The organism is Burkholderia sp. AU33803 (genome assembly GCF_002223095.1).
Taxonomy (GTDB): Bacteria; Pseudomonadota; Gammaproteobacteria; order Burkholderiales; family Burkholderiaceae; genus Burkholderia.
In genome coordinates this window covers 1,329,961-1,347,891 of record NZ_NKFJ01000006.1, presented here as the reverse complement: position 1 = coordinate 1,347,891, position 17,931 = coordinate 1,329,961, and the positions used below count along the sequence as shown (strand labels likewise).

The following is a 17,931-nucleotide window of genomic DNA, read 5'->3' as shown; positions in this document are numbered from 1 at the left end:
GATCATGTCGAGGCGTCCGAACAGCGATGCGGAGCGGTCGAATGGCACGCGGAACACGTCGTCACGCAATGCACAAAAAACCGAAAGTTGCGAACTGCGCGGAAGGCTGCGCGACCCGTGCAAAAAAATCTGCAAACGGCCCGTCCCACTGCGTGGGCCGATCTGCGAAGATAGCGCCCCGCTTTCGCGGTGCATCATTTTTCGTGCACGCGTCGCTTCACGTTTCTTCGTCTCGCTTCCTATGGCATCACACAATGCGCATCATGCGTCCGGCTTCGCGGCCGGTGTCGCCGCCGCCGTCCTCGTCGCACAAACCGGCGCAACCGGCCCGTGGCATTCGGGCCTGTTCGCCGCGTTCGCGGCCGGCGTCGCGGGCGGCACCGCGCCCGACTGGCTCGAAGTCGCATGGTGGAGCCGCAAGCGCCGTTTGTGGATCACGCATCGCACCGTCACGCACTGGGGCATCGGCTGGATCGCGCTGCTGGCGCTCGGGTGGCACGGGCTCATCCATGATCCGCATCCGCTGTGGGCCGCGCCGCTGTTCGGCTTCGCATGCGGCGGCTTGATGCACCTGCTCGCCGACTGGCCGAACCCGCTCGGCGTGCCGTGGATCTGGCGGCGTCATTCGCTCAACCTGTGGAAGAGCGGGCGTTGCGACCTGATCGTCGTGGCCGCCGCATGGGGCGGCACGCTGTGGCTCGCGCAGTCGCTGTGCTCGCGTGCGCCGTTGCTCGAACACTGGATCGGCTGGCTGCATCGCGTTTAGTTGCAATTGGGCGCAATTCGGCACGCGATCCGCGTGCCGACGTGCATGCAACTTTCCGTTCATTGAAAGTGCGGTGACGGCCCCCATCTGAAGCGGAATCGTCGACACACGTGCCGCGCGCGCATACGCGACGTCTGGCACACTGACGATTCGATTCGCACCCGCGCCCACCGCGCGCTTGCACCCCATTTCAACGCTCCGATGGACGTCACCACGACCCGCCCAGCTGTCAGTGCGCTCGACGTGTTCCACCCGGCCGTCGCCGCGTGGTTCCGGCGCACGTTCGCCGCACCGACCGGCGCGCAGGCGCTCGCGTGGCCGCACATCAAGGCCGGCCGCTCGACGCTCGTGGCCGCACCGACCGGCTCCGGCAAGACGCTCACCGCGTTCCTGTGTGCAATCGACGATCTGGTGCGCGATGCGCTGGCGCACGACAGCACGCTGCCCGATGCGACGCTCGTCGTGTATGTGTCGCCGCTGAAGGCGCTGTCGAACGACATCCACGTGAACCTCGATGCGCCGCTGGCCGGCATCGCCGAATCGCTCGCGCAACTCGGCCTGCCGGTGCCGGCGATCCGCACCGCCGTGCGCACCGGCGACACGACGCAGGCCGAGCGCGCCGCATTGCGCAAGCGCGCGCCGCACATTCTCGTCACGACGCCCGAGTCGTTGTACGTGCTGTTGTCGTCCACGTCGGGGCGGCAGATGCTGTCGAACGTGCGCTCGGTCATCGTCGACGAAATCCATGCGCTCGCGTCATCGAAGCGCGGCAGCCATCTCGCGTTGTCGCTCGAACGTCTCGACGCGCTCGCCGGCCGCGCGCTGCCGCGCATCGGGCTGTCGGCCACGCAAAAACCGATCGATGCGGTCGCACGCTTCCTGGTTGGCGGCCCGGCCGACGCGCCGCGCGACTGCACGATCGTCGACACGGGCCACACGCGTGAGCGCGACCTCGCGCTCGAACTGCCGAACGTGCCGCTCGAACCCGTGATGGCAACCGACGTCTGGGAACAGGTATACGACCGCATCGCCGGGCTGGCGGCCGCGCATCGCACGACGCTCGTGTTCGTCAACACGCGACGCACCGCCGAGCGCATGGCGCGCCATCTCGCCGATCGGCTCGGCAAGGAGGCGATCGCCGCGCATCACGGCAGTCTCGCGAAGGAGCATCGCTTCGACGCCGAGCAGCGCCTGAAGCGCGGCGAACTGAAACTGCTCGTCGCCACCGCATCACTTGAACTCGGCATCGATATCGGTGACGTCGACCTCGTCTGCCAGGTCGGTTCGCCGCGCGGGATCGCACCGTTCCTGCAGCGCGTCGGCCGCTCCGGGCACCATGTCGGCGGCGTGCCGAAGGGCCGGTTGTTCCCGCTGTCGCGCGACGAGCTCGTCGAATGCGCGGCGCTGCTCGATTGCGTGCAGCGCGGCGAGCTCGACACGCTGCGCATTCCCGAAGCGCCGCTCGACGTGCTCGCGCAGCAGATCGTCGCCGAAGTGGCGTGCACGGAATGGCAGGAAGACGCGCTGTATGCGAGTTTCACGCGCGCGGCGCCGTATGCGCGGTTGACGCGCGAGCGCTTCGACGAAGTGATGAAGATGCTCGCCGAAGGCTTCACGAGCCGGCGCGGCGTGCGCGGCGCGTACCTGCATCGCGACGTGGTCGGCGGCACCGTGCGCGGGCGCCGCAACGCGATGATGACCGCCACCACGTCGGGCGGCACGATCCCCGACATGGCCGACTACGCGGTGCTCCTCGAACCGCAGGGCATTCAGGTCGGCACGGTCAACGAGGATTTCGCGATCGAGAGCCTGGCCGGCGACGTGTTCCAGTTGGGCAACCAGTCGTACCGGATCATTCGCGTCGAAACGGGCCGCGTGCGTGTCGAGGACGCTCAAGGCCAGTCGCCGAGCATTCCGTTCTGGCTCGGCGAGGCGCCGGGGCGCAGCGACGAGCTGTCGGCGGCGGTCGGCCGGCTGCGCGCGCGGCTCGACGGGCTGTTCGCCGACGGCGACCGGCAAGGACATGCCCGAGGCGGTGAACGCACTGACGACGAGATCCGCGGGAAGACGACGGCTGAAACAAGGGCGACGACCAAAGCCAAGACCAAAGGCGGCGCAAAATCGACGCGACGTGTTGAAGCCGAAGCCGAAGCCGAAGCCGAAGCCGAAGCCGCGATCAGTGTACGAAACGACGTCGCCCGGGTCGCCCCTGCCAACCCGGCCGACAGCCGTCTCGCGCCGGCGTTGCGCTGGCTCGTCGACGATCTGCACCTGTCGCCCGACGCCGCGCACCAGATCGCCGAGTATCTCGCGCGCACGCGCGCCGCGCTCGGCGCGTTGCCGACGCAGGACACGCTCGTGATGGAGCGCTTCTTCGACGAATCGGGCGGCACGCAACTCGTGATCCATTCGCCGTTCGGCAGCCGCATCAACCGCGCGTGGGGGCTCGCGCTGCGCAAGCGCTTCTGCCGCAATTTCAACTTCGAGCTGCAAGCGGCCGCGACCGACGACGCGATCATCCTGTCGCTGTCGCTCGCGCACAGCTTCGCGCTCGACGAAGTGTGGCGCTACCTGCGCTCGGCGAGCGCCGAGCACGTGCTGATCCAGGCCCTGCTCGACGCGCCGATGTTCGGCGTGCGCTGGCGCTGGAACGCGACGACCGCGCTTGCCTTGCCGCGCTTCACCGGCGGCAAGCGCACCGCGCCGCAACTGCAGCGGATGAAGAGCGACGACCTGCTCGCGACCGTGTTCCCCGATCAGGTCGCGTGCCTCGAGAACATCGTCGGCGAGCGCGAGATCCCGCATCACCCGCTCGTCGACCAGACGCTCGACGACTGCCTGCACGACGCGATGGACACCGAGGGCTGGCTTGCGCTGCTGCGCCGGATCGAGAGCGGCGCGATCGAACTCGTCGCGCGCGACCTGCCCGCGCCGTCGCCGCTCGCGGCCGAGATCCTGAACGCGAAACCCTACGCGTTCCTCGACGATGCCCCGCTCGAGGAACGCCGCACGCAGGCCGTGCAGTCGCGCCGCTGGAGCGATCCCGAATCGGCCGACGATCTCGGCGCGCTCGACGCCGACGCGATCGATGCCGTGCGCGACGAAGCCTGGCCGCTCGTGCGCGACGCCGACGAAATGCACGACGCGCTGCTCACGCTCGCGTGCATCGCCGACAGCGAAGCACGCCAACGCGATGGCTGGCTCGACCGGCTCGCGGAACTCGCCGAACGCCGCCGTGCGACGAAACTCGTGACACCCGGCCACGCCGCGCTATGGGTACCGGTCGAACGACTCGTCTGTATGCGTGCGCTGCATCCCGACGCACGCATCGCGCCGGCGCTCAAGGTGCCGGCCGCCTGCGCGCAGCCGTGGGAAGCCGATGCCGCACTCGTCGACGTGATCCGCGCGCGGCTCACCGGCTTCGGGCCGCTTGCGCTCGACGCGATCGCGGCACCGCTCGGCCTGCCGCCCGCGTCGGTCGCGACGGCACTCGCGGCGCTGGAACGCGAAGGTTATGTGATGCGCGGCCGGTTCACGCCGGGCACAACGACGGACGAATGGTGCGAACGCCATCTGCTTGCACGCATTCATCGCTATACGGTGAAGCGGCTGCGCCGCGAGATCGAGCCGGTCGAGCGTGCAGACTTCATGCGCTTTCTGTTCCACTGGCAACACCTGACGCCGGACACGCGCGGTACGGGCCGCGACGCACTCGCGGCCGTGGTCGAACAGCTCGAAGGCTACGAGGCCGCGGCGAGCGCCTGGGAAGACGCGCTGCTGCCGGCGCGGCTCACCGACTACATGGCGGGCGGCCTCGACGAGCTGTGCCGCTCGGGCAAGCTCGTGTGGACACGCATCGGCGCACCGGCGCGCGCGGCCGGCACACCCGTGAAGACGACGCCGATCGTGCTGCTGCCGCGCCGCCACCTCTCGGCATGGCAGGCGCTGCGTGATCCCGACGCGCAACCGGCGCTGTCCGCGCGCGCCACGCAGGTACGCGACGCCCTCGCCGCGCATGGCGCGATGTTCTTCGATGCGCTGCTCGACGACCTGCACATGCTGCCCGTCGAACTCGAACAGGCGCTCGGCGAGCTCGTGTCGGCCGGCCTCGTGAATGCGGACAGCTACGCGGGCCTGCGTGCGCTGTTGAAGCCCGCCGTCAAGCGCAGCGCGACCTATGCGCCACGCACCCGGCGCGGCGGCGCGCTGATCGGCGGGATGGACGACGCCGGCCGCTGGGCACTCGTGCAACGTCACGCGCCGCCGGACGATGCGCCCGTGCCGAAACGCGGCCAGGCCGCGACCGACCCCGACGCGCTCGAACACATCGCGTGGACGCTGCTGCGCCGCTACGGCGTCGTGTTCTGGCGGCTGCTCGAACGCGAGGCCGACTGGCTGCCGAGCTGGCGCGAACTCGTGCGCGTGCTGCAGCGCCTCGAAGCGCGCGGCGAGATTCGCGGCGGACGCTTCGTCGCCGGGCTCGCGGGCGAACAGTTCGCGCTGCCCGAAGCGATTCCGATCCTGCGCGAACTGCGGCGGCAACCGGGCGACGGACAGTACGTATGCGTGACGGGCGCCGATCCGCTGAATCTCGCCGGCACGCTGCTGCCCGGCGACAAGGTGCCGGCGCTGGCCGGCAATCGCGTGCTGTTCCGCGACGGCGTGCCCGTCGCGTCGCTGGTTTCGGGCGCGTTCCACTACGCCCCCGAACTGTCACCCGCCGCGCGCGAGGATGCCCGCCTGCGGCTCGCACGCCACTGCTGACATCGGCTGACACGCGACACCGCACGGACTACTGATCGCCGGGCCGCGCGGCCGCCGTCGTTCGGGTAGCATCGAACGACTTTCCGCACGAGCGCCCGCGCTCGAACACAACAAGACTTCCGGAGACTGCTGTCCATGCCCTCGCATGTCGAATCGCCCGCCGCTCATCACGCGGGCTCGCTGACGATTTTCCAGGGCGCCGCGCTCTATATCGGCGCGGTGCTCGGCACCGGCGTGATCGCGTTGCCCGCACTGGCCGCCGAGGTGGCGGGGCCCGCCTCGCTACTCGCGTGGGCGGCGTTGGTCGTACTGTCCGGGCCGCTCGCGGCCACCTTCGCCGCACTCGGCGCGCGCTATCCCGACGCAGGCGGCGTATCGACCTATGCGCGGCGCGCATTCGGGCCGAAAGCCGCGGCGATCGTCGGATGGTGCTTCTACTTCGCGGTACCGGCCGGCGCACCGGCCGCCGCCATGTTCGGCGGCGCCTACGTCGCAGCCGTCACGGGCGGCGGGCACACCACGGTCATCGTCACCGCTGCCGCGCTGATCGCGACCGTGTCGGCCGCGAATGCATTCGGCGTCACGGTTTCGGGCCGCATGCAGCTCGTGCTGTCGGCACTGCTCGTCACGCTGCTGCTCGCCGCGGTGCTCGCCTCCGCGCCGCACGCACGCACCGCGAACCTGCATCCGTTCGCGCCGCACGGCTGGCTCGCGGTCGGCCAGGCTGCCGCGCTGCTCGTATGGAGTTTCGCCGGCTGGGAAGCGATCACGCATCTCGCGGCCGAATTCCGCCGGCCCGCGCACGACATGCCGCGCTCGGCGGGAATCGCGGTCGTGGTGGTCGGGTTTCTGTATCTGTCGGTTGCTGCCGCGAGCGTGACGGTGCTCGGGCCGTCCGCGGGCGGATCGGGTGCGCCGCTCGCCGAACTGATCGCGGGCGGCATCGGCGGCCATGCGCAGGTGCTGGCCGCCGCAGCCGCACTGTTGCTCACGCTCGGTACGATGAACGCGTACTTCGCGGGCGCGGCCAAGCTCGGCGCGGCGCTCGGGCGCGACGGTGCATTGCCCGCGTGGCTCGCGCAAGGCAGCCAGGTCGGCGGCGTCCCGCGCCGCAGCCTCGGTGTGATCGCCCTGCTCGCCGTGGTCGCACTCGCTGCGACGACGCTGTCGGACGTCGGGCCGAAGCCGCTCGTGCTCGTCACCTCCGGGTGCTTCGTGATGGTGTACGGGCTCGGCGCGGCCGCCGCGCTGAAACTGTTGCCGCACGGCGGCATCGCGCACCGTTGTGCATGGATTTCGCTGGTCGCGGTGGCCGCGCTGTTCCTGACGACCGGCTGGTACATCCTGTGCCCGCTGCTGCTCGCGGGCGGGGCGCTGCTCTATCTGCAGGTGGCCGGGCCGCGCGAGTGACCCGGCAGCTGCGCGCGGGCCGACACGCGCCTGCTGGCGGCGACGCGCGGGCTGATCATCCCCGAACCGCCGGCCGGATCGCCGGCCACGCCGGCGCGTGCATCATGCGCGGGGGCGCTGCCTCGGCCGTCCGCCGATGCTTCGCGCCCGTCAGGCAGGCACCAGCTCGAAGCTGAGCCGTTTGCCGAGCGCGGTGGCCGCGCTCGCGAGCGTCGCCAGCGTGAGGCTCGTGTCGGTTTCGTCGAGCAGACGGTTGAGCGCGGCGCGGCTGGTTTTCATCCGCGCGGCCATCGCGGTTTTCGTGATGTGCTGCGCCTTCATTTCCTGCCCGATCTGCCAGGCGATCACGCGCTTGATCGCGGTGGCGGTGGCCGCTTCGAGATTGCCGTCCTCCTCGAGGAAGGTATCGAAATCGCTGCCGATATGCGGATTGTTCGTGGTCGTCATGGGTACTCCAGTGCATGGCGTTGCCGGCGGCCTGACCGTCGAAGACGGTGCGTTCCGGCGCAACCGGGGAATTCAGATGGCGCGCATCAGCGCTTTCAGGCGCGCGACGGTGACATCGAGATCGTTCGACGGCGTGGCCCGCAACTGCTTGAAGAAGCCGTGCAGCAGCACCATCGTGTCGCCGACGACCGTAAACAGCACGCGGGCGCTTCGCCCCGGCAACATCACGCGGATCTCCCACAGATCCTGCGCCATCTTCCGGACCAGCGGCATGCCGAGCGGCCAGCCGAGTTGAACGGTCTTGATCTCTTCGCCGATCGCCCTTCGCTCCGCTTGCCCGAGCGCCTTCAGCCATTCGCGCACCGGCTCGTTGCCACGGGCCGTCTGGAAGAACCGCACGCCGAGCGTGACCTGGATCTGCTCTCTCGTCATCGTCCTGACACCAATCGTACCAAAATCGGTACGATATGCCAAGCACCATGAGGTCGGCTACTGACCGGATGGCCAATCCGGCAGCCGGGAACGGGAGGCGGCCCGCCGGCTCAATCGTCGCGACGAGCCGGCTTGCGCGCCGAGCGTGACGTCCCGCGTTCACGCGTCTCGCCGAACCGCGACCGCGCGATGTCGCGCACGGCATCGATCAGCGTCCGCGCGACCGGCGACGGCTGCGCATCGGTGCGCAGCACCAGCCCGACCGGCTCATCGGTGCCTGCCGAAGGCAGCGGCAAGCGTGCCAGCGCCCCGGCCGACAGGTCGTATTCGGCCGCATAGAGCGGCACGAACCAGACCGCGTCGTTTTCGAGTGCCAGCGCACGCGCGACCGATACCGACAACACCTCGATGAACGCATCCAGCGGCGGCACGCCGCACGCGCCAAGCAGCTGCTCGGCCGACTGGCGGATCAGCGTGCCGAACGGCGGCAGCACGACCGGATAGCGCGCAAGCTCGGCCGCCGGCGCCGCATGCGAGAGCAGCGGATGCCCAGCGCGCACGACGGCGACGAGCGGCTCGTTGTACAACTGCTCGAACGCGAGCCCGATCATCCGCTCCGGCTCCGACAGCCGCCCGATCGCGCACTCGATCGCGCCGGACTTCAGGCGCTCGAGCAGATCGGCGTTCGCGGCCGTCGCGATCCGCACGACGACGCGCGGCCAGCGCGCCGCGAGCGCCTTCATCAACGCGGGCGCGAGCGATGCCGCGACAGTCGGCAGCATGCCGATTTCCAGCGTCGCCGCGGCGGCCCCGCCTTCGCGCGCGAGCAGCCCGACACCTTGCCGCAGCGCCAGCACGCACGCGTTCGCATGCGGCATGAACAGTTGCGCCTCGCGGGTCGGCTGCGCGCCCTGCCGGCCGCGCTCGAACAGCTTCACGCCGAGGATCGCCTCCAGCTCGGCGATCGTCTTCGACACGGCCGGCTGCGTGATCGACAGGCTTTCGGCTGCCTTCTGCACGCCGCCCAACTGGGCGACCGCGAGAAAGCACTGCAGGTGCCGAAACTTGACGCGGCCGTCGGCGATACGGTTATTCATAACGGGTGGTTATGCGATTGACGATGAAATGCCATTTTGCATAACTTTCCGGATAGACCCAAGCGCTCGACGATACGTCACGCGTCACGCGTTGCGTCGCAGTGCCTGGAAACCGGCCGGCTCCCACATCCGCTTCGCGATCAGCAAGCTGGTGCCGCGCTTCTGCGCGAGTGGCGCGGAAGACGATTCCGCATGCAGCGCGGCCGCCTTGCTGCGCAGCCGGCGCAATTCCAGTTCGAGCTCCGCGGAGGCGGCTTCCGTCAGCATCCCCTGCGAGAACGTCATCGTCTCGCCTTCGCCGTCGAAGCGGCTGTCGAGGAAATCGCCGAGCGCGTGCGCATGGAAGTAACGGCGGATCGGCCCGCCCGGCAGCCAGTCGAAATCGCGCGCGACGCGCACGCGAATCCGGTCGCCCGGCAACAGCGCGATGACGTTCATCCGGTCGAGCATCAACAGGTATTTCACGCACTCGGCCTTCGTCACCTGATAGGCCGACACGATGTCCTGCACCGTCCAGTAGTTGATCGCGCAGACGGCGACCAGCAGCAGCTTGTCGTCGGACACGAGCAGCGCCTCCTGCTGCTCGGTCAGCACGTGCAGCCTCGGCGCCGACGCGGACGCCTCCTGCACGAGCTCGGCCAGCGTATAGCCGAGCAGCTGGGAGATCTCCACGACGCGCTCCAGCGTGAAGCGGCCGCTGGCGAACAGCCGCTTCACGCTGGTCTCGGAAACGTCGAGCGCACGTGCGACGTCGCGGTAGGTCATGCCCTGCGCCTTCAGCTGGCGCTTCAGCATGTCGATGAGTTGGGCGGTTTCGGTCATTTTGGTATCGAAAAGTGATGCTCGAGGTCAGATATTAGGCTACCTGCGCGCGCCGATGAACACATTCGGATACTTGTCTGCATAATCCGCTCCGTGCTGTCACCGAACGACGGAGCCGACATGACCACCCGAACCGACACCGCTGCCTACGAATCGCATCACCCCGCCCCGCGCGATGCCCGCGACACCGATCGCTCGATGCCGCTCGCCACGGTCCGCACGCTGGCCGCCAGCGCGCACGTCGGGGATCTCGTGTTCATCCGCGTGCCGGCGAATGCGCCGCGCGACGCGGCAGGCGCGACGGGTGCGTGGGCCAATCGCTTCGGCATCGTCGTCGACACGTCGGGCGACGAGCCCGTGATCGCCGAATCGGCGTTGGCGTGGACGAAGCTCACGCCGCTGTCGCGCTTCGTCGCCCGGACCGACGGCGGACGCATCGCGCTGGCCCGGCGCGTCGCGGCGCCGAGCGCCGATGCGCAGCGCCAGGTGCATGCAATCGCCGAACAACGGATCGACGCCCTGCTCGGCAACCGCTTCAACCTGCGGACGCGGCGCGGGTTCTGCGCGCGCTACGTGAGCGACGTGCTCGGTGCCGACCGGGATGCGACGCCGGCCGCGCTGCTGCGCAGCGGCACGCTGTCACTCGAATTCGACGGGATCGTGTTCGATCCCGGCCGCCCGTCATGACAGGCGCTCAGGGAGACCGGATAACAACAAGAACGACACCATAAAAAAGCAGTGACGGGCTGGCTGGAGGGCCGTGCACGGGGTCGTCACCGACGACGCGAAGCCCGATCGCTTTTTCCGCCGGACAGGGCATCCTGTCCGGCGGAATTTTCATTGGCGCGTCAGACATAACGAACGGTTATGCGATTCGCTAAAAAAGGTCATTTTGCATAACTTTCCGGATTGGCTACAGTCGTGCCATCCACTTCGCGAAAGACCTATCAGGAGACGCCCGATGGATTCCCCCACGATCCTCACGCCGCGCGACTGGCCGTCGCATCCGGCCTATATCCACCCCGAGTACCGTTCGTCGGTGAAGCGCGGCCCGACGCGCCCGCTGATCCCGCTGAAGGAGAAGCTCCGCGACCAGTACGCGCCCGTCTACGGCGCCGAAGATCTCGGCGCGCTCGACCATGACCTGACGAAGAACGCCGTGAAGAACGGCGAGCCGCTCGGCGAGCGCATGGTCGTCACGGGCCGAGTGCTCGACGAAGGCGGCAAGCCCGTGCGCAACACGCTCGTCGAGGTGTGGCAGGCGAACGCAGCCGGCCGCTACGTGCACAAGGTCGACCAGCACGACGCGCCGCTCGACCCGAACTTCCTCGGCGCAGGCCGTTGCCTGACGGACGACGAAGGCCGCTACCGCTTCCTGACGATCAAGCCCGGCGCATACCCGTGGGGCAACCATCCGAACGCGTGGCGCCCGAATCACATCCACTTCTCGCTGTTCGGCGATTACTTCGGCTCGCGTCTCGTCACGCAGATGTACTTCCCCGGCGACCCGCTGCTCGCGTACGACCCGATCTTCCAGGGCACGCCCGAGGCCGCGCGCGAGCGCCTGATCTCGCGCTTCTCGATGGACATCACCGAAGAAGGCTATGCGCTCGGCTACGAATTCGACATCGTGCTGCGCGGCCGCGACGCTACCCCGATGGAGCGCTGAACCATGACGACGCTGAAGCAAACCCCTTCGCAGACGGTCGGCCCGTATTTCGCGTACGGCCTGTGCCCGCAGCAATACGACTACGACCTGAAGAGCCTGTTCACGCCGACGATCGCCGCGGCCCACGCCGAAGGCGAACACGTGCTGCTGGTCGGCCAGGTGTTCGACGGTGACGGCAACGTCGTCGGCGACGCGGTGCTCGAATTCACGCAGGTGGACAGCGCGGGCCGCTACCCGGCGTCGCGCGACGACATCGCGAAATCCGGCTTCACGGGCTTCGCGCGGGTCGGCACCGGCACCGATGCGCAGCAGCGCTTCGTCGTCGAGACGGTGAAGCCGGGCCGCCTCGCCGCCGGCGAAGCGCCGCACATCAACGTGACCGTGATGATGCGCGGGATCCTCACCCACGCGTTCACGCGCGTGTACTTCGACGACGAAGCCGCCGCGAACGCAGCCGACCCCGTGCTGAACGCCGTGCCGGCCGAACGCCGCGCGACGCTCGTCGCAAAACGCGACGCGCAGCCGGGCCGCCCGGTCGTCTACCGCTTCGACATCCGCATGCAGGGGCCGGACGAAACCGTGTTCTTCGACGTGTGACGCGCGGGCCGGCGCACGCCGGCTTCGCCCAGTACCGCACCGCCGTGTGGCGCGATACCGACAGGCATCGCGCCACACGGCGTTTTTCCTGGTCCGTCGCCATCATTCGATGCTGCAGTGCATCCAGCCCCGTCACGGGTGCGGACGGCCTTGCCACGGGCCTTCCGCCCCCGCATCGAACGCACGGTTGAAACGTATGCTGCGATAGCACACAAGTCGTTCGTCCGACACGATATCGTTTGCGCGTTACGCGGCGTATTCTTCACTATCCGCAACGCTTCAACGAGATTGAATCGGAACAGGAAACAATTACACATGTCATGCGCGACACCGCCCGACAGGCCATGCGCGCATTTTTTCTGACCGGGTGCCTTGAAACGCGTCTGACCGAAGTTGGCAGGCGCGTATTTTTTTGCGGCGAGCGGCACACCGGCGTGGCGTGCGTCACTTCGTTCCGGTCAACGCCGAATCTCCAGATAGCGGCTCGGCGTATCGCCCAGAATGCGGCGAAACGCCGACGTGAACGCACTCGCACTCGCATACCCGAGATCGAGCGCGACGCGCGTCACCGGCTGCCCGTCGCTCAGGCGCGCGATCGCCGCGAGCATGCACACCTGCTGGCGCCATACGGCAAAACTCACGCCCGTCTGCGCACGGAATTGCCGCGTGAACGTGCGGCGGCTCAAGCCCGCGTCCGCGGCCACCTGGTCGAGATCGGCCGCGATCGACGGCGACGCGAGCAGGTGCCGGCACACCTTCGCCAGCCGTGCGTCGGCCGGCAGCGGCGCATGCAGCGACAGGCGCGGCATCGTCGCGATTTCCGCGACCAGCAGCGCCATCAGCTTGCCCGCGCGCCCGTCGACGTCGTACAGGGCCGGCAGGTCGATCGCATCGTCGATCAGTTGCCGCAGCAGCGCCGATACGCCGTACACACCGCACTGGTCGGGCAGGCCCGCCTCCTGCGCGGCGTCGCCGGACACGAACGTGTTGAGCATCGTGACCGGCCCGGTCATCGTCATTTCGTGCCGCACACCGGCCGGCACCCAGCACGCGCGCTGCGGCGGCACCAGCCAGCGTCCGTGCGGCGTCGACACGCTGATCGTGCCGCGCGACGCGAACGCGAATTGCCCGCGCCCGTGCGCGTGTTCCGGAAACGTCGTGCCCGCCGCGTAGTCGTTCGCGGTCACGACCACGCTTCGCGGAATGTTTTCGTAGGGATCTAGCAGCGTATTTCTCACGGCCCGAATTCCATCATCAATGACCCGATATCGAAGGCGGGTCTCCTTCGCGCGATCTACGATCCGCTCCACCCTTGCGCGACCTCGCGGCCGCAAGACCCGTCGGCCTGATCGGCCGGATTACCACTGCATCGGAGCGGACATGCCGAATACGTTTCATCGCGTGGGGGACGGCCCCCACCCTGTTCTTGTACTGCCCGGCTGGTTCGGCGACGCCCACGCGTTCGAACCCGTCGAAGCGTGGCTGTCGCGTGAACACTTCAGCTATGTATTCATGGACTACCGAGGTTACGGCCGCATGCGCGACGCGGCGGGCCTCTTCACGATCGACGAGATCTCCGCCGACGCGCTCGCGCTGGCCGACACGCTCGATTTCGCGACCTTCAGCATCGTCGGCCATTCGATGGGCGCGATGGCGGCCGAGAAAATCGCCGTCATGGCGCCCGAACGCGTGCGCGCGCTGGTGCCGGTCACGCCCGTGCCGTGCGGCGGCCTGCCGTTCGATGCCGAAAAACGTGCGCTATTCGAGCGCGCCGCCGACCACGTCGCCGATCGCCGGACCATCATCGATCGCAGCACCGGCGGCCGCCTGCCCGCCGCCTGGGTCGAGTGGAAAGCGGCGTATTCGGCAGCCCGTTCGTCGTCGCCGGCGTTCGGCGCGTACTTCCGCGCGTGGGCCGATACGGATTTCGGCGACGAGATCGTCGGCCTCCATCCGGTGAAAGTGCTGATCGGCGAGCACGATCCGGCGTTCGACGCGGCACTGATGGCCCGCACCTACCTGCGGCGCTATCCGCTCGCCACCGTCGACGTGCTGCGCAACGCGGGCCACTACCCGATGAACGAGACGCCGCTCGCGCTGGTCGCCGCGATGGAAGCGTTCCTGCTCGCCGTGACGGCGAACCCCGTCGGCAACCCCTGACGACGCGCGGCGCGCAACGAGCATGGCGGTCATGCGCATCACCGCAGCATGAACGACATCGCCGACAAGCTGTTCAGCGTGCGCACCACATGCTCGACCGAAGGCCCGTCGAAGCGCAGCGTCACCGCATCGACGCGCTCCAGCGACGGCAGCACGCAGAACAGGTCGGCCAGCGCCGCCGTCTGCACGCGCAGCGTGCACGCGGCCGGCGCGGGCCGATGGGCGCCGGCGCGCACGCCTGCCGACAATGCGCGCGCAACCGCTTCGCGCGCAGCCGTGGCGATCCGCGCACATGACGCGGCGGGCGTGAGCGTATCGCCGCTCGACGCGCCGCCGGCCGTCTTGACCGTCTCGAAATGCGCATCCGGAAACAGCGGCTGCGTTTCCTCCGCGAACACGTCGTCGCCCGTGGCCAGCGCGACGTGCGCGCCGTATTCGCGCGCCAGCGCACCGTACAGCCCGGCTTCGCCGAGTTCGACGCCGTTCAGCCAGACCTGCGTGAACGCAAAGCTGTTGATCGTGTGCGCGAGCACGCCGCGCGTCTGCGATTTCGCGTGATAGCCGATCATGAACACGAGATCGGGCTGCTGCTCGACGCCCGTCATCATCCCGAGCATGCGCGGCTTGCCGAGCACGACACGCGCACGCGCATCGAGCCCGTCGGGCAGCAGGTTGCGAAAACCGCCGTGCGAATCGTTGACCCACACCGCCTGCGCGCCGCCCATGAACGCGCCTTCGATCGCCGCGTTCGCCTCGGCGGTCATCCAGCGGCGCGCACGCTCGTATTCCGGATTACCGGCACGCGTCTGCTCGATGGCGAATACGCCGGCGACACCTTCGATGTCGGTCGAAATCAGGATTTTCATGACTGGGTAAGACGTCCTTCGTGGCCTTCGTTGAACAGGCGATCGAGATCGGGCACCGCATCGCGCAGCGATTGCCGCACGTGGCCGTCGCGCCCGGCCACCGTCACGGCCTGCAGCAACGCGTCGGCGATCGCATGCTCGACGCTTTCGGCCGCGGCCATGAACAGCGGATCGAGCGCCGCATCGGCGACGAGGGCCGGCAGCGCGAGAGTCGATGCGTCGTGCGCGATCGTGTAGGCGGTGGAGAAGGCGAGCGCGATGTCGCCGCTGCCGTGCCCGTAGACCGAGCCCGTGCGGGCCAGCCCCGCACCGGCTCGGCGCGCGAGCCGCGCCAGTTGTCGCGCATCGAGCGGCGCATCGGTCGCCAGCAGCAGGATGATCGAGCCCTGCTCCGGCGCCGCCGCATGCGCGGCCTCGGCCGCACGCCGTTGCGCGACGATGCGCCCGACCGGCACGCCGCCGAGCGTCAGCATCGGCAGCCGGCCGAAATTCGCGAGCACGAGCGCGCCGACCGTATAGGGCCGCCCGGCCGCAACGGCGACGCGCGATGCCGAACCGATCCCGCCCTTCAGGTCGAAGCTCGACATCCCGCGCCCCGCGCCCACTGCGCCGCGTGCGACGTCACGCGATGCCGCGCGGCACGCGTCGTCGTAATGCGCGGGCGTGACCGCGAACGCCTGGATATCGTTCAGATAGCCGTCGTTGCACTCGAACACGAGCGGGTTGACGGTCGACCAGTCGCGGCCGATCTGCGGATTCGCCGCGATCGCCGCGCGGATCTGCGCCTGCGCGAGCGCGCCGACGCCGAACGTATTGGTCAGCGCGATCGGCGTCTCGAGCGTGCCGAGCTCGTCGACCTGCACGAGCCCGACACTCTTGCCGAAGCCGTTGATCACCGCCGCCCCCGCCGGCACCTTGCTGCGGTACACGTCGCCCGGATGCGGCTTCACGACGGTCACGCCCGTCTGCACGTTGCCCGCATCGAGCGTGCAATGGCCGACCGTCACGCCCGGCACGTCGGCGATCGTGCCGCGCGGCCCGGCCGGCAGCGTCGCCGTCCACATCGGAGAATGGCGCATCAGCGGCGCTCCAGTTTCGGATCGAGCGCGTCGCGCAGCCCGTCGCCGAGCAGGTTGAACGCGAGCACGGTCAGGAAGATCGCCAGGCTCGGGAAGATCGCGATGTGCGGCGCCGTCACCATGTCCGCGCGCGCCTCGTTGAGCATCGCACCCCACTCCGGCGTCGGCGGTTGCGCGCCGAGCCCGAGGAACGACAGGCTCGCGGCCGTGATGATCGACGTGCCGATCCGCATCGTGAAGTAGACGACGACCGACGACACGGTGCCCGGCAGGATGTGCCGCATGATGATCGTCCAGTCCGACGCGCCGATGCTGCGCGCGGCCTCGACATAGGTCATGTGCTTGAGCATCAGCGTGTTGCCGCGCACGAGCCGCGCGAACGCCGGGATGCTGAAGATCGCGACCGCACAGATCACGTTGACCATCCCGTTGCCGAGGATCGCCACCACGCCGATCGCGAGCAGGATGCCCGGGAACGCGAACAGCACGTCGGCCACGCGCATCGTGATGCGGTCCCACCAGCCTTCGTAGTAGCCGGCGAGCAGCCCGAAGAACGTGCCGATCACCGCGCCGAGCGCAACCGAGAAGAAGCCGGCCGCGAGCGAGATGCGCGTGCCCGCGATGATCCGGCTGAAGATGTCGCGGCCGAGCGAATCGACGCCGAACCAGTGCACGACCGACGGCCCCGCGTTCAACGCGTCGTAGTCGAAATAGTTCTCCGGATCGAACGGCACGATGTGCGGGCCGACGAACGCCAGCACGACGAGCGCCAGCACGAAGCCGCCCGCGACGAGCGCGACGGTCTGCTTGCGGAACTTGCGCCAGAATTCGCGCCACGGCGTGCGGATCGCGGCGGGTGCGGCCGGCGCCGCGGTCTGGACTGTCGCGTTCATGCGCGCCTCACTTGAACCGGATGGTCGGGTTGATGACCGCGTACAGCACGTCGACGGTCAGGTTGATCAGGATGAACTCGAGCGAAAACAGCAACACGATCGCCTGGATCACCGGGTAGTCGCGCATCGTCACCGCGTCGACGAGCAGGCGGCCGAGCCCCGGCCAGTTGAACACGACCTCGACGACGATCGAGCCGCCGAGCAGGAAGCCGAACTGCAGCCCCATCATCGTGACCACCGGGATCATCGCGTTGCGCAGGCAGTGCTTGAGCACCACCATCGGCTCGTGCACGCCCTTCGCGCGCGCGGTGCGCACGAAATCCTCGTTCAGCACCTCGACGAACGACGCGCGCGTGAAGCGCGCCATCACGGCCGCGACCGCGGCGCCGAGCGTCAGCGACGGCAGCACGTAGCTCTTCCACGAGCCGTCCGGCACGACCGGCAGCCAGCCGAACTTCACCGAGAAGACTTCCATCAGCAGCATCCCGAGCGCGAACGCGGGAAACGAGATGCCCGACACCGCGAGCGTCATGCCGAGTCGGTCGGGCCAGCGGTTGCGCCACACCGCCGACGCGATGCCGATCGCCATCCCGAAGGCCGTCGCCCACACCATGCTGACGAGCGTCAGCATCAGCGTCGGCATGAAGCGCTCGCCGATCTCGGTCGAGACCGGCCGCTTGCTGCGCGTCGACATGCCGAAGTCGCCGTGCGCGATCTTCGTGAAGAAGTTCACGAACTGCGCGGGCAGCGGGCGGTCGAGCCCGAGATCGGCACGCACGAGCGCGACCGTCGCGTCGTCGGCTTCGGGGCCGGCCGCGAGCCGCGCCGGGTCGCCCGGCAGCAGGTGGACGAACAGGAACACCAGCACCGCGACGATCGCGAGCGTGGGCAGCAGGCCGAACAGGCGTTTGACGAGAAAATTCAGCATG

At 68.8% G+C, this 17,931-nt stretch carries 16 protein-coding genes; 7 read left to right on the top strand and 9 right to left on the bottom strand.

Going from position 1 to position 17,931, the window contains the following annotated elements:
• Positions 1–241: 241 nt before the first annotated feature.
• From CFB41_RS23345 to CFB41_RS23335, 3 genes are all read left to right on the top strand, one after another.
• Positions 242–766 (top strand): metal-dependent hydrolase, encoded by a 525-nt coding sequence (locus CFB41_RS23345; RefSeq protein ID WP_089442663.1) that lies wholly within the window; start codon positions 242–244, stop codon positions 764–766.
• A gap of 201 nt (positions 767–967) precedes the next feature.
• The gene (locus CFB41_RS23340; RefSeq protein ID WP_089458040.1) at positions 968–5,530 is read left to right on the top strand and encodes a DEAD/DEAH box helicase; all 4,563 of its coding nucleotides are present in this window, start codon (positions 968–970) and stop codon (positions 5,528–5,530) included.
• Between the two features lie 135 nt (positions 5,531–5,665).
• Complete coding sequence (locus CFB41_RS23335; RefSeq protein ID WP_089458039.1) at positions 5,666–6,940, top strand: APC family permease; 1,275 nt, start codon at positions 5,666–5,668, stop codon at positions 6,938–6,940.
• A gap of 150 nt (positions 6,941–7,090) precedes the next feature.
• Here CFB41_RS23335 and CFB41_RS23330 read toward each other — a convergent pair whose 3' ends face one another.
• From CFB41_RS23330 to CFB41_RS23315, 4 genes are all read right to left on the bottom strand, one after another.
• Positions 7,091–7,387: an XRE family transcriptional regulator gene (locus CFB41_RS23330; RefSeq protein ID WP_011658604.1), complete on the bottom strand. Its 297-nt coding sequence runs from the start codon at positions 7,385–7,387 to the stop codon at positions 7,091–7,093.
• A gap of 72 nt (positions 7,388–7,459) precedes the next feature.
• Complete coding sequence (locus tag CFB41_RS23325) at positions 7,460–7,819, bottom strand: type II toxin-antitoxin system RelE/ParE family toxin (protein ID WP_089458038.1); 360 nt, start codon at positions 7,817–7,819, stop codon at positions 7,460–7,462.
• A gap of 110 nt (positions 7,820–7,929) precedes the next feature.
• A complete protein-coding gene (gene pcaQ, locus CFB41_RS23320) occupies positions 7,930–8,916 on the bottom strand; it encodes a pca operon transcription factor PcaQ (RefSeq protein WP_089458037.1) in 987 nt (328 codons plus the stop codon).
• A gap of 84 nt (positions 8,917–9,000) precedes the next feature.
• Positions 9,001–9,738, bottom strand: coding sequence for a helix-turn-helix transcriptional regulator (locus tag CFB41_RS23315; RefSeq protein ID WP_089442668.1), 738 nt, complete (start codon positions 9,736–9,738; stop codon positions 9,001–9,003).
• A gap of 120 nt (positions 9,739–9,858) precedes the next feature.
• Here CFB41_RS23315 and CFB41_RS23310 point away from each other — a divergent pair, with 120 nt between their 5' ends.
• From CFB41_RS23310 to pcaG, 3 genes are all read left to right on the top strand, one after another.
• Positions 9,859–10,425: a YiiX/YebB-like N1pC/P60 family cysteine hydrolase gene (locus tag CFB41_RS23310; protein ID WP_089458036.1), complete on the top strand. Its 567-nt coding sequence runs from the start codon at positions 9,859–9,861 to the stop codon at positions 10,423–10,425.
• A gap of 274 nt (positions 10,426–10,699) precedes the next feature.
• The gene (gene pcaH, locus CFB41_RS23305) at positions 10,700–11,407 is read left to right on the top strand and encodes a protocatechuate 3,4-dioxygenase subunit beta (RefSeq protein WP_089458035.1); all 708 of its coding nucleotides are present in this window, start codon (positions 10,700–10,702) and stop codon (positions 11,405–11,407) included.
• A 3-nt stretch (positions 11,408–11,410) separates the two neighbouring features.
• The gene (gene pcaG, locus CFB41_RS23300) at positions 11,411–12,004 is read left to right on the top strand and encodes a protocatechuate 3,4-dioxygenase subunit alpha (protein WP_089458034.1); all 594 of its coding nucleotides are present in this window, start codon (positions 11,411–11,413) and stop codon (positions 12,002–12,004) included.
• Positions 12,005–12,462: 458 nt separating this feature from the next.
• On the opposite strand, the gene CFB41_RS23295 is transcribed toward pcaG, so the two are convergent.
• Positions 12,463–13,242: a helix-turn-helix domain-containing protein gene (locus CFB41_RS23295; RefSeq protein ID WP_089458033.1), complete on the bottom strand. Its 780-nt coding sequence runs from the start codon at positions 13,240–13,242 to the stop codon at positions 12,463–12,465.
• Between the two features lie 142 nt (positions 13,243–13,384).
• On the opposite strand from CFB41_RS23295, the gene CFB41_RS23290 reads away from it, so the two are divergent.
• The gene (locus CFB41_RS23290; protein ID WP_089458032.1) at positions 13,385–14,164 is read left to right on the top strand and encodes an alpha/beta fold hydrolase; all 780 of its coding nucleotides are present in this window, start codon (positions 13,385–13,387) and stop codon (positions 14,162–14,164) included.
• Between the two features lie 38 nt (positions 14,165–14,202).
• On the opposite strand, the gene CFB41_RS23285 is transcribed toward CFB41_RS23290, so the two are convergent.
• The 4 genes from CFB41_RS23285 to gsiC are packed head-to-tail and all read right to left on the bottom strand — an operon-like array spanning position 14,203 to position 17,930.
• A complete protein-coding gene (locus CFB41_RS23285; RefSeq protein ID WP_089458031.1) occupies positions 14,203–15,030 on the bottom strand; it encodes a M55 family metallopeptidase in 828 nt (275 codons plus the stop codon).
• Positions 15,027–16,109 carry a P1 family peptidase gene (locus CFB41_RS23280; protein WP_089458030.1) on the bottom strand — a complete coding sequence of 361 codons (1,083 nt, stop codon included), beginning with the start codon at positions 16,107–16,109 and terminating at the stop codon, positions 15,027–15,029. Before CFB41_RS23280 ends, CFB41_RS23285 begins: the two co-directional genes overlap by 4 nt.
• On the bottom strand, positions 16,109–17,002 hold the full coding sequence (gsiD, locus tag CFB41_RS23275; RefSeq protein WP_089458029.1) for a glutathione ABC transporter permease GsiD: 894 nt from the start codon (positions 17,000–17,002) through the stop codon (positions 16,109–16,111). Before gsiD ends, CFB41_RS23280 begins: the two co-directional genes overlap by 1 nt.
• Positions 17,003–17,009: 7 nt before the next feature.
• The gene (gene gsiC, locus CFB41_RS23270) at positions 17,010–17,930 is read right to left on the bottom strand and encodes a glutathione ABC transporter permease GsiC (protein ID WP_089458028.1); all 921 of its coding nucleotides are present in this window, start codon (positions 17,928–17,930) and stop codon (positions 17,010–17,012) included.
• Between the last annotated feature and the right edge of the window lies 1 nt (position 17,931).